Below are 11,500 nucleotides of genomic sequence, written 5' to 3' on the forward strand. Positions count from 1 at the left end.
GGCTCGAGCCGCTCCGCTACCTGGGTGCGGCTCGCACTGTCCGAGTAACCGTCACGACCCCTGCCCTTCGGTGGGGGTCGTGTCGCGTCGTACGTGAGGGCCCGGCGTCTCGGCGTCCTGAGCATCGTGCCACGTGAGCGGGTTCGGTTCTCCGGTGGCGGGCTGTACGAGGACGTCGGCGGGGACGGTGTCTCGGGCGGCGCGCCGTACGAGGAGGACGCTCGTGACCAGCACGGCCGAGGCCAGGAGCGCCGCGAGGGCGGTGGCGACCTGGTACGAGGCCAAAGCCCCGCTCGACCAGGCCTGGAACGGCGTCCAGATGGAGGCGAAGACCAAGGGCGCCCCGAGCAGGCCGACGGAGACGGGCAGGGCGCGCGCCCGCCCGCCGGCCGCGAGACCGAGGCAGCTCGCGCCGCCCATCAGGGTCACGTAGAGTCCGCCCATGGCCATGATCATTCCGACCACCTCGTCCGACGGGCCGGACGACGGATCGACCTTGAAGGTGACGAACGCCGCGAACCCGGCGTAGGTCACGGCGGCCACACACAGGTACGAACGGACGAGGCGGCGCAGCCCAGCCCCCACGAACCCGAGCAGCGTGCAGGCCGCCAGCAGCCACGCCCAGAGAAGCTCGGTGGTCAGCGGCACCGCCGGCAGGTCGCCGTCCAGAGGGACGTGCCGCCACGTCCCTGAGGTGTCCCGGACCAGCACCATGTCGGGCCCGCTCGCGGCGACCACGACGTGACCGCCGGGGCGCTCCTGCACGGCCAGGGTGGTGACGAGGTCGGTGCTGTCCTCGTACAGCCGGCGCAGGCGCTTGATGTCGTCCGCGGACGGCCGCCAGGACGGACGCCACGTCGTGCCGCCGTCGTCCGACTGGTCCACGCCGGTGCGATGGTCGGTGACCCGGTAGCAGCGGGTCGCCTGCTTGGGTACGCATTGGGCGCTCTGCCCCTTCTTGCCCTCCTGGGTGAAGGAGTCGAGCGACCACGTGATGCCGCCGTCCTCCGAGACGTACGAGCTGCCTGCCGAGGTCTGGACGAGGAGGCGGCCGCGGTCGTCCACCGTGACGTCGCTTGCGTACGAGTGGACCGGCATGGCGGAGGTCGCGGTCACCGCCACCATGGCCAGCGGCATCGTCACCACGACCCGCCACCGGGCGGCGGGCGGTCTGCGCAGGCTGTGGTTCCGTGCCCACCAGGAAATGACGAGCGCCGGCAGTGCCAGCAGGTCCGTAGGATCGGCCAGGACGCGCGACGGGCCCGCCAGGAAGGTCCACACCTGGGAGGCGGTCTCAGCGCCCGCCTCCGTCGTTTTCACGAGCGTGAAGAGCGTCCCGGTCAGTACGACCGCTGTCACGTCGCTCCGCAGCCACCGCAGCTCGGGCTTCGCGCCCGGCCGCTTGGACCAGGGGCCCGGCTGCCTGGACCAGGGGCCCGGCTGCCTGGACCAGGGGCCCGGCTGCCTGGACCAGGAGTCCGGCCGCCCGAACCGGAAAGCCCGGCTACGCCGGTCGGCCTCGGAAGGTCGCCCGGCAGTGCGGGCTCGACGCTCCGCGCGGGGGAAGGCGGCTCGGAGGCGGGCGGCCAGGGCCGCCGCCGGGCGGGTGAGCAGGACGGCGACCAGCGCGGGGGCCATCACCAGCCCCGCCACGTCGCTGAGCTTGCCCGTCACGACCCCAGGAAAGGCCGGTTTGAGCAGGTGGTCGTTGATCAGGAGGAGGAGTACCCCGGCAACCGTCACGGGGTGGCACAACCACGCGTACCTCATACCCCCATTGACCGCTGCGCGGTGGGAGCGGTTCAAAGCGCATGTGAGTCGAGTCACAGCCGTGACCAACCCGACACCACCGGAAGACCGCGGACATTAGGGCTGGCGCCTCGGTGTGGGCGGTGGCGTGCTGGTGCGGGCGGCGGGGGCTCCCGGCATCGGTGGGTGCTGGGCGCGAGCGGGGGTGCTGGTCTGGGCGATGGAGTCCTGGTGCGCGCGGCGGTGGCCTCCCGGCGCCGATGGAGGATTCCCGGCGCTAACGGTCGGGTGCTGGTGTGGCCGGCGGGCTCGGCATGCGTGACGTCCCGGCGCGAGCGGAAGTCCCGGCGTGAGCGGAAGTCCCGGCGAGCGGAAGCCTTAGCGTGAGCGGATGCCCTGGCATGGGGTGGTGCGATCCCGGCACGGGCGGTGGGCTCTTGGCGTGGGCGGAGGACTCGCGGTGCCGGCGGTGGCGTCCTGGTCCACCGCCGGCATGGTCACCCTGCTCGCCGGCCTCGGCGCATGGAGGCACCCTGGCGTGAGCGGAAACCACGGCGGTTCTGGCGTCGGCGGAGGGTTACGGCGCGCTGGTGCAGAGGCTCCTGGGCGGGCAGACGAGTGGACAAGCCTCGGAGTGAGCCAGGGAGCTCTGATGCGAGCGGAGGACCGACCTCCAGTACCTCCGACAGCGAGCAGAGAGCGCCCGGCGCACGAGGGCGGATCCCCGGCACGAACAGGAGCGCTCGGCAGGAGCAGGGACTGGGCGCGTTTGGGCAGCTTGCCGGCCCAGGCGCCGGTCGTGTCGGGAGACGGCGGCCTGGCCAGGTGATAGCCGTGCGTCTTGGCCGCGTCCGGGTCGGCGACGCCGTAGCGGCGGGAGTTGCCGGGATCGATCGCGGCGATCTGCGCCGCGCTCTCGGCGGGTGGGTCGATGGTGATGCCCTGCTTGCGCATGCACCTGACGACGAGACGGTTGTGAAGTGCCTGGGCCGAGCGGGAGTGCCTGGGCCGAGCAAGGAGTGTGCTGGGCCGAGCGGGAGTGCCTGGGCCGAGCAAGGAGTGTGCTGGGCCGAGCGGGAGTGCCTGGGCCGAGCAAGGAGTGTGCTGGGCTGGGCGGGGAGTGCCTGGGTGAGCAGGGGACGAGCGGGAAGTGCCGGGGACCGGTAGGGAGTGCTCGGGCGGGAGCGGCGTCATCCCCTGGACGAGCGAAAGATTTCCTGGGCAAGCGAAAGGCCGGGGTCCGCTGGAAGCGGACTCCGGCCTGTCTCGCTGCTACAGGTCAGATGGCACGGACCTGAGAGGCCTGCGGCCCCTTCTGGCCCTGCGTGATCTCGAACTCGACCCGCTGGCCGTCTTCAAGGCTGCGGTAGCCGTTGCCGACGATCTCGGAGAAGTGCACGAACACGTCCGGCGCACCGCCGTCCGGGGCGATGAAGCCGAAGCCCTTTTCGGCGTTGAACCACTTGACGGTTCCCTGAGCCATAAAAGCTCTCCCTCAGGATGTGAATCTATGGGACCCACACCTCGTGGGTCCCGGTGTGTCGTACAGCAAGCACCCCGGGGTGGCTCAGACAAAGTCATGCTGGTTTTCACTACGGGATCAGCTAATACAACGCCATCACATCTAACACCATTCTGGAGCGTTGGTGTTCCCGTCCCAACGAAGATTTCTGTCAGCCGGCATCACCGGGCAAACTGGAACCTGTTATGCAGAGCGATCCCTCACCGCGGCTAGTGGCCACCGACCTCGACGGTACCGCGTTGCGTACGGACGGAACCGTGTCTCCCCGCACGGTCGCCGCCTTCGGCAAAGTCGAGGAATCGGGGGCGGTCCTGGCGTTCGTGACGGGGCGTCCGCCGCGGTGGATGGGCGGGGTGGCGAGTGCGGTACGTCACCGTGGGCTGGCCATCTGTGCTAACGGGGCGCTGATCTACGACCTCCATACCGAACGGATAGTGGAATCTCACCTGATCAGCGTCGATGTACTCGAGGAAGTCGTCGCTCAGCTAAGAGCGAACGTGCCTGAACTCGTATTTTCGGTCGAGTATGAAGCCGGTTTTGCGCATGAGTCGGATTTCCTCCCAGGTGGGTTGGACCGGACACGGGACGCGACACGTGTGGATTCGGTCACTTCCCGCCCATGCGCCAAGTTGCTCGCCCTCCACCCCCGTATGGACCCCGACGAGCTGCAGGCGACGGTGCACGAGCTGGTCGGCCATCTGGTGACCGCGACGCACTCAAGTCGCAGGGGTTTGATCGAGATGAGCGCCCGGGGCGTGACCAAGGCGACCGCCCTGGCGGCGCTCGCCGAGCAGCATGAGATCAAGCCGTCGCAGGCGGTGGCGTTCGGGGACATGCCGAACGACCTGCCCATGCTGAGCTGGGCAGGCACGTCGTACGCGGTCGCCAACGCGCACCCGCTCGTGCTGGCGGCGGTCGATCACGTGACCGCCACCAACGACGACGACGGCGTTGCGCAGGTCATCGAGAAGCTTTACGCCTAGACGCCCAAAGCCCACGCCTGACATCTGACGGCCAACGCCCGCGCCTGACGGCCCAACGCCCGCGCCTGACGGCCCAACACACGCGCCTGACATCTGACGCTCATCGCCCGCCTGACATCTGACGTCTGTGGGTGGCGCCCCGATCAAAGCGGTGCCCTGGGCAGGCTTGGCGCCTGCGGTGCCCTGGGCAGGCAGCTTCATGTCTGAGGACGGGCTCCCGGTCCCGCAGGCGCCGTGCCTGAGGGCGGCGACCCAATAACGCTTCGTGCCTGCGGGCGGCGCACCAACGAAACTCGGCGCACCAACGAAACTCTGCGCCTGAGGACTGGGCCCCTGTAGGCCCTGAAGCGGGCCTACAGGTAGGGGCCGGAGCCGCCGTGCGGACGCTGTGCCTCCTCGCCCTGGGGCACACCGGTGGGCAGCGCCCTGCGCATCTGCTCGAGCTGGGCGCGGGCGGCCATCTGCTGCGCGAACAGCGTGGTCTGGATGCCGTGGAACAACCCTTCGAGCCAGCCGACGAGCTGGGCGTGCGCGATGCGCAGCTCGGCGTCGCTCGGCGGCGTGCCGTTGTCGTCGGTGAACGGGAGCGACAGCCGCTCCAGCTCGTCGACCAGCTCCGGCGCAAGACCGTCCTCGAGCTCCTTGATGGAGGACTCGTGGATCTCCTTCAGCCGCTTGCGGCTGGCCTCGTCGAGGGGAGCCGCGCGCACCTCCTCAAGGAGCTGGCGGATCATGCTGCCGATGCGCATCACCTTGGCGGGCTGCTCGACCAGGTTGGTCACCGAGCGATCGTCTTCGCCGCCATCGCCGTGACCTTGGAAATCAGGGCCCACCACCACGACGTGGGGGGTGTTGTTGTCCTCAGCATTCATAACACTCACCGTACTAGCAGGATCTTGCCGACGTGCTCTCCCGAATCCAACATTCGGTGGGCTTCGGCGGCTTCGGACATCGGCACCTCCGCGTGCACGACGGGACGCACGGCACCCGCGCCGACCAGGGGCCACACGTTCTCGACGACGCTGCGGACGATGGCCCCCTTCTCGTCGACGGGGCGCGCGCGCAGCGTCGTGGCGTGGACCGTGGCCCGCTTGGCCAGCATCACGCCGAGGTTGATCTCGGCCTTGGTGCCGCCCTGCAGGCCGATGACCACGAGCCGGCCGCCCGTCTTCAGGGAACGGACGTTCCTGTCCAGGTATTTCGCGCCCATGATGTCGAGGATGACGTCGGCCTGGACCTTGTCGGCGAAGTCCTCCTCGCGATAGTTGATCACCTCGTCGGCGCCCAGCTCCCTGACCCGGTCGGCCTTGGCCGCCGAGCCGACGGTGGTGACGACGCGGCTGCCGAGCGCCTTGGCGAGCTGCACCGCGAACGTGCCGATGCCGCTGGCCCCGCCGTGCACGAGCAGCGTCTCGCCCCTGCGCAGCCGCCCGATCATGAAGACGTTGGACCAGACCGTGCACGCCACCTCGGGCAGCCCCGCGGCCTCGCGCAGCGACACGCGTTCGGGCACCGGCATGACCTGCTGCCAGGGCACGGCTACGCGCTCGGCGTAACCGCCGCCGGCGAGCAGCGCGCACACCTCGTCGCCCGGCTTGAACTGCTCGACGTCGGCTCCGACCTCGGCCACCACGCCGGAGACCTCAAGCCCCGGGTACGGCGACGACCCGGGCGGCGGATCGTAAAATCCCTGCCGCTGCAGCACGTCGGCACGGTTGACCGCGGACGCCGTGACGTCGATCAGCACGTCTCCCGGCCCGACGTGCGGCTCCGGCACCTCGCGCCATTCCAGCACCTCTGGCCCGCCTGGCTTGACGATCTCAATGGCTCGCATGCGAACCACGGTAGCCGGGCAAAGAACTTGTGGGTTGCCGGGCTGCATGGGAGCAGGTGGCGTTACCCTGCAATGTGTTTGCTGCCCCTTTAGACCCACCCGAGGGGGAACACGGTGGCAAGACACGATCGAGAAGAATCTCTCGAGGAACAGCTCGCCTGGCTTGACGCGATCAAAGAGACGGAGGAGACCCCTGTCTCCGTCAGCGCGTCGTCAGCTCCGGTGGACGAGCCGGTCGCGTCCCCGTACCCCGCGGACCCGTGGGCGCTGGTGCGGCAGCAGCAGGAGACGACCCCGCCGCCGGTGTTCAGGGCGGCGGTCGACTCGGCGTACCCCGCTGAGGCGTACGGCGGTTCCGCCGCGACCGAGGTGTACGGCGGTTCCGTGACGGCCGACGACATTCCGGCGAGCCGCAGCGGCTCCGGCGAGTGGCCGGCGGGCCCTGCCGTGGACGAATCCCGGGCGAGTGCCGCGCCGAGCGTGGACGATCCGTTCCTGGCGCCGCTCAAGCCGCTGCCGAGGCTCGACGACACCGACACGTACGCGCTGCCGTTCACCCCGCCGCAGCCTGCGGGGAAGACGGAGGACGCCACGTGGCCGCCCGCCTCCGACTGGCCCGGCCCCGACGACGGTCCTTCCGCCAATGACACGGTCCGCGTGGAGCCGCTGCGCGCGGAGCCCGAAGCCGCCGGTACGCGGAGCGACGGCGACCAGGAGCCGGTCAAGGACGCGGGGGCGGCCGACACCCAGCCGCGCACCGAGCCGCCGACGCCGCAGAAGCAGGCGGCGCCCGACCGGGAGAGCGGCGACGAGCCGGCGAAGGCCCGGGAGACGACGGTCGAGAAGCCGGCGAAGGAGACGTCCGAGGAGCCGGAGGAGCAGCCCGCCGCGCGCGACGAACGGCAGGAATGGTCCTCGGACGTGTCCGAAACCCTGCCGCGCACCGAGCGCCCCCGCTGGGACGCCGCCGAGCCGGAGGACGAGCCGGCCGCGCCGAACGCCGACACGCCCGCCACCGGTATCCCGCAGTGGGCGCAGGAGGGCTCCCAGTGGAGCAGGGAGCAGGCGGAGTCGCTCCCGCGCTGGGACCGCACGTCCGGCGCGTCCAGCACGTCCGGCGCGTCTAGCACGTCCGGCGCGTCTAGCACGTCCGGCGCATCCAGCGTGTCCGGCGCGTCGGGTGAGTCCGCGAGGGCCGGGAAGGCCGCGCAGGCCGGGAAGGCCGCGCAGGCCGATGACGCCGACGCACCGGCCCGCGAGCCGGCCCGCGAGCCCCAGGAGCGGCAGGAGCAGCCGGCCGCCTGGGCCGACCAGCCGGAGCACTTCGAGTGGGGCAAGGACCCGGCGGCGAAGACCCCGCACTGGGGCAAGGACCGGCCGCAGGGGGCCGAGGAGGGCAAGGGCCCGCGCTGGGGCGCAGACGGTCCCGAAGCGGCCTCGCCGTGGGGCGACGGTTCCAGTGACGAGACCTCGCCGTCGTGGGGCGGGGCGCGCAGCGATGAGGCTTCCCCATGGGGCGGGCCTCAGCGGGACGAAACGTCCACATGGGGTGGAACTCAGCCGGACGAAACATCCCCGTGGGGCGTGAGCCAGCGGGACGAGACCCCGGGCTGGGGCCAGGAGCGGCGTGACGAGGCCGCGTCGTGGAGCCAGGAGCGGCCGGAAGAGCGCCCCCAGTGGGTACGCGACCAGCCGGAAGAGCAGTGGGCCGAGCGGCCAGAAGAACGCCCGAAGTGGGCCGAGCAGCCCGAGTGGCGCCCGGCCGACCGGGAGATCCCGCAGGTGCGGCAGAACCGCCGCCCGGCGCCCGCCCCCGTGTTCAGCGCGCCGCCCAGGCCGCCGGTGACCGGCCGTCCCACGGCCGACAGCCTCGACCCGGAGACGCTGCTGCGCGGGCGGCGCAACGCCCCGTCCAAGGGCTGGCGGCGTCTGGTGTACAAGGCGTCCGGCGGCTGGATCAAGCCGGGCGAGCCGCCGGAGGTACGGCGCCGCCGCGAGCTGATCACCCGCGCCCGCACCCCGGTCACCACCGGGCATCACCGCGTGGCGGTGCTGAGCCTGAAGGGCGGCGTGGGCAAGACCACGACGACGGTGGGGCTGGGCGCGACGCTGGCGCAGGTGCGCGGCGACCGCGTGATCGCGGTGGACGCCAACCCCGACCGCGGCACGCTCTCCGACAAGGTGGAGCTGGAGACCTCGGCCACCGTACGCGACCTGCTGAACGAGCGTGACCAGGTCAAGCGGTACGTCGACATCAGGGCGTTCACCTCGCAGGCGCCGTCGCGGCTCGAGGTGCTGGCCTCAGACCGCGACCCGGCGGTCTCCGAGGCGTTCAGCGGCGAGGACTACCAGGCCGTCGCCCAGGTGCTGGAGAACTTCTACTCGATCTGCATCACCGACTGCGGCACCGGCCTGCTGCACTCGGCGATGGGCGGCGTGCTGGGCATGGCCGACCAGATCGTGCTGGTCAGCTCCCCGTCGGTGGACGGCGCGCGAGCGGCGTCGGCGACGCTCGACTGGCTGGAGGCGCACCAGTACGGCGACCTGGTGAAGAACGCCACCGTGGTGCTGTGCAGCGTGCGGCCGCGGTCGAAGTCGGCGGTGGACATCAAGAAGCTGGAGGCTCACTTCGCCGCGCGCTGCCGCGAGGTGATCAGGGTGCCGTACGACCCGCACCTGGAGGAGGGCGCGGAGATCGACCTGGACCGGCTGCAGGAGGCGACCAGGGACGCCTACCTGCAGCTCGCCGCCAGCGTAGGCGACGGTTTCGCGGGGATCCGCGACTGAGCGGAGGGTGTGGGATTCGAACCCACGAGGCCATCGCTGACCTGGCCGCTTTCAAGGCGGCTGCACTCGTCCACTATGCGAACCCTCCTGTGCGGAAACCACGATAGCGGCTGTGATGGCGGCGGTGTACGTTCAGGTGGTGGCGGATCTCGACGTCGAGGTGCAGCGGGGTGGCCACGACGTGCGCGTGTGCCTCGCCGGCGACCTCGACAAGTCCACCGCGCCGCTGCTCAAGGACACCTTTCTCGCGTTGTTCGCTGAGGGCCGAGTGCGGGTGGTGGTCGATGCCGAGCGTCTGGAGTTCTGCGACTCCAGCGGGTTATGGGTGCTGGTCGAGCACCGGCGCCGGGTCGCGGCCCAGGCGGGGTCGCTGGGCATCGTGGGCGTGCACGGGGTCTTACGGCGGGTGCTCGACGTCACGGGCCTGAAGTCCGCCTTCGACCACGTGACCGTCGCCGAACCATGAACGTTCAGGCGGGCGGCTGCGCCTATGCGGGCAGCCGCGGCGGGACGCTCATGCGGGTAGCTGCGACAGCAGCCACTTGGGCCCGACGGTCTCCGCTCCCAGCTCCGCCACGCGTTCGCGCAACCCCCGATCGGCCGTGACGACGAGCACGCGCTCCCACGGCCTGGCCCGGCGTACGACGCCCACGATCGCGTCGTCGCCGCTTCCCATGGCGGCGACCACCTGAATCCCCGGCACCTCGGGCGCGCTCTTGGCCGCGCCCTCCACGACGGCCACCATGCGCGGATACCACTGCGCCAGCACCGGGTGGCTCAGCCGCAGCCCGGAGACGGCCCGCAGCAGCCGGGTGGCCGCGCCCAGGCGGTCGTTCCACCAGCCGTGCTCCGCCCGCGCGCCGACGATGTTGGCCACGTCGAGCACGAGCGTCTCGGGCTTGATCGCGCCCTGGATCTCGTGCCAGGTGGCGGCGAAGCCGGGATGCAGCTCGCGCCCGGTGACCTCGGGCAGGGCGAGCCAGCGCAGCTCGTCGCTTTCGTTGTTGGCCGGCGCGGCGGCCAACAGCTCGGGCGACTCGGCGATGACGGTCTCGAACGCCCACCCGCCGTGGTCGTCGAGGTAGACGCCTTGGACGCGGAGCCGGTCAAGGCCAAGGGCGGCCTCCTCGCGGGCCTCGCGCAGCGCGGTGGTGAGGGCGTCCTCGTGGCTGTCGCGCGCCCCGCCGGGCAGCCCCCAGGTGCCGCCGTGGTGGCAGCGCAGCGAGCGCTTCTGCAGCAGCACGTACGGAATGCCCCGATCGTCGTGGTGGACGACCAGGAGCCCGGAGGCGCCGTGGACGCCCCAATGCCGGTGGCCCTGGGCGCACTCGGTCCAGCCGTCGCCGTCCTTAGCCGTCATGAGGGGATCCTCTCAGCCTCCGCCCTTGGAGAAGTGCTGGTAGTCCTTGGCGCCCGACCAGTAGCCGCCCCACTCCCAGCCGACCTCGGCGAACGTCTTCACGACCCGATCACCGGGGTTGATGACACCTTTACCCTTCATCGGGCGCTTGGTGAACTTCCTGGCGTTGCGGTGCGCGGTGCTCCCGCTCGCGGTGACGTACGGGTTCTCCAACGGGTTGACGTCGATGGCCTCCCCGTACGCGTGGTTCGACCAGTTGCTGGACCCGGTCGCCCGGCGGCAGTTGAAGGCCGAGGTGTTGTCGTTGTCGATCGAGTCGTAGTCGTCGGCCTTGTAGGCGTCCACCAGCTTCATCTTGCGGATCGGCCAGCGCCGGTCGTACAGCTTCTTGAAGACCTTCTCGATGTCGCCGGTGACGGTCTTGCGCACGACCAGCTCGCCGATGTGCGGCTTGCCGTCGAACCCCCAGTACGACAGCGTCACCAGCCGCAGATCGCGGTAGTGGACGGGGCAGCCGGGCCGCCAGGAGTAGGGCAGACGGTCGCGGGAGACCCGCGAGACCTTCGAGGTGAACGGGGGCGGCGCCGTCGGGCTGGGCGTCGCCGTGGAACGATCCGATGCGGTCTGTTCTGCCGTGGCGGTCACGGGCGTGGACGAGCGCGGCCGGTCGGCGGGCGCGGCGGCCTGCTGCCCCGCGCCTGACTCCGCGCACGAAACGGACGCGAGCACCACGAACGCCATGGCGGCAACACGTTTCATCTCGCCACCATATGCGACGTCAGGCCAGGTCAGGGCACTACCAGCACCGTTCGCCTGGCGCGTTTCGCGAGCTTGGCCGCCACCGAGCCCCGCCACGAGGACCGGGAGCGGCCCACCACGATGGCGTCCGCCATGTACGTGTCGGCCAGCGCCTCAAGCTCGCGGGCCGCGTCGCCGCGCACGCTGACGAACTGCCAGGGCGCCCCGCAGCCGCGCAGTTCGTCCCTCAGGTCCTCGGTCAGGTCGGCCGCCGAGTCGGGGACGATGGGCGCCCCGGCGAAGAACCACAGCGTGGCCGTGTTGAGCGCTTCGACGAAGGCGATGAGCAGGACCGCGTCGTCCCTGCGGGCGAGCCCGGCCGCGTACGCGAGCGCGTTGCGGCTCGGGCCCGATCCGTCGAAGCCCACGACGAGCAGACCGGCGCCGTCCTTGCCGATCTCGAACTGCCCTTCGGGGAGCCTGCGGGAGGCGGGCTCCCACCGCGGGTCCACATCACTGCCGGACAC

General features: G+C 71.0%; 10 protein-coding genes and 1 tRNA gene. 3 read left to right on the forward strand and 8 right to left on the reverse strand.

Going from position 1 to position 11,500, the window contains the following annotated elements:
* Nucleotides 1-51 precede the first annotated feature (51 nt).
* Together AB0K67_RS19525 and AB0K67_RS19530 are read right to left on the reverse strand one after the other, a co-directional pair.
* Nucleotides 52-1,743 (reverse strand): hypothetical protein, encoded by a 1,692-nt coding sequence (locus AB0K67_RS19525; RefSeq protein WP_364061634.1) that lies wholly within the window; start codon nt 1,741-1,743, stop codon nt 52-54.
* Between the two features lie 1,285 nt (nt 1,744-3,028).
* Nucleotides 3,029-3,232 carry a cold-shock protein gene (locus tag AB0K67_RS19530; RefSeq protein ID WP_043619750.1) on the reverse strand — a complete coding sequence of 68 codons (204 nt, stop codon included), beginning with the start codon at nt 3,230-3,232 and terminating at the stop codon, nt 3,029-3,031.
* 251 nt (nt 3,233-3,483) lie between these two features.
* On the opposite strand from AB0K67_RS19530, the gene AB0K67_RS19535 reads away from it, so the two are divergent.
* Nucleotides 3,484-4,254 (forward strand): HAD family hydrolase, encoded by a 771-nt coding sequence (locus AB0K67_RS19535; protein ID WP_364061637.1) that lies wholly within the window; start codon nt 3,484-3,486, stop codon nt 4,252-4,254.
* Between the two features lie 353 nt (nt 4,255-4,607).
* Here the strand turns inward: AB0K67_RS19535 and AB0K67_RS19540 are convergent, their stop codons facing one another.
* Both AB0K67_RS19540 and AB0K67_RS19545 read right to left on the reverse strand, forming a co-directional pair.
* Nucleotides 4,608-5,126 (reverse strand): bacterial proteasome activator family protein, encoded by a 519-nt coding sequence (locus AB0K67_RS19540; RefSeq protein WP_364061640.1) that lies wholly within the window; start codon nt 5,124-5,126, stop codon nt 4,608-4,610.
* Nucleotides 5,127-5,131: 5 nt separating this feature from the next.
* Nucleotides 5,132-6,088 carry an NAD(P)H-quinone oxidoreductase gene (locus tag AB0K67_RS19545; RefSeq protein ID WP_364061643.1) on the reverse strand — a complete coding sequence of 319 codons (957 nt, stop codon included), beginning with the start codon at nt 6,086-6,088 and terminating at the stop codon, nt 5,132-5,134.
* Between the two features lie 114 nt (nt 6,089-6,202).
* On the opposite strand from AB0K67_RS19545, the gene AB0K67_RS19550 reads away from it, so the two are divergent.
* Entirely contained in the window at nt 6,203-8,875 is a 2,673-nt protein-coding gene (locus tag AB0K67_RS19550; protein WP_364061646.1) for an AAA family ATPase, read from the forward strand.
* Between the two features lies 1 nt (nt 8,876).
* Here the strand turns inward: AB0K67_RS19550 and AB0K67_RS19555 are convergent.
* A tRNA-Ser gene (locus AB0K67_RS19555) sits at nt 8,877-8,963 on the reverse strand.
* A gap of 36 nt (nt 8,964-8,999) precedes the next feature.
* Here AB0K67_RS19555 and AB0K67_RS19560 point away from each other — a divergent pair.
* The gene (locus tag AB0K67_RS19560) at nt 9,000-9,341 is read left to right on the forward strand and encodes an STAS domain-containing protein (RefSeq protein ID WP_364061649.1); all 342 of its coding nucleotides are present in this window, start codon (nt 9,000-9,002) and stop codon (nt 9,339-9,341) included.
* A gap of 48 nt (nt 9,342-9,389) precedes the next feature.
* Here AB0K67_RS19560 and AB0K67_RS19565 read toward each other — a convergent pair whose 3' ends face one another.
* The 3 genes from AB0K67_RS19565 to AB0K67_RS19575 are packed head-to-tail and all read right to left on the reverse strand — an operon-like array spanning nt 9,390 to nt 11,500.
* Nucleotides 9,390-10,235 (reverse strand): NUDIX domain-containing protein, encoded by an 846-nt coding sequence (locus AB0K67_RS19565; protein WP_364061652.1) that lies wholly within the window; start codon nt 10,233-10,235, stop codon nt 9,390-9,392.
* 12 nt (nt 10,236-10,247) lie between these two features.
* Nucleotides 10,248-10,994 (reverse strand): M15 family metallopeptidase, encoded by a 747-nt coding sequence (locus tag AB0K67_RS19570; protein WP_364061655.1) that lies wholly within the window; start codon nt 10,992-10,994, stop codon nt 10,248-10,250.
* A gap of 29 nt (nt 10,995-11,023) precedes the next feature.
* Nucleotides 11,024-11,500: a universal stress protein gene (locus AB0K67_RS19575; RefSeq protein WP_364061658.1), complete on the reverse strand. Its 477-nt coding sequence runs from the start codon at nt 11,498-11,500 to the stop codon at nt 11,024-11,026.

It is taken from the genome of Nonomuraea sp. NPDC052634 (genome assembly GCF_040678535.1).
GTDB lineage: Bacteria > Actinomycetota > Actinomycetes > Streptosporangiales > Streptosporangiaceae > Nonomuraea > Nonomuraea fastidiosa.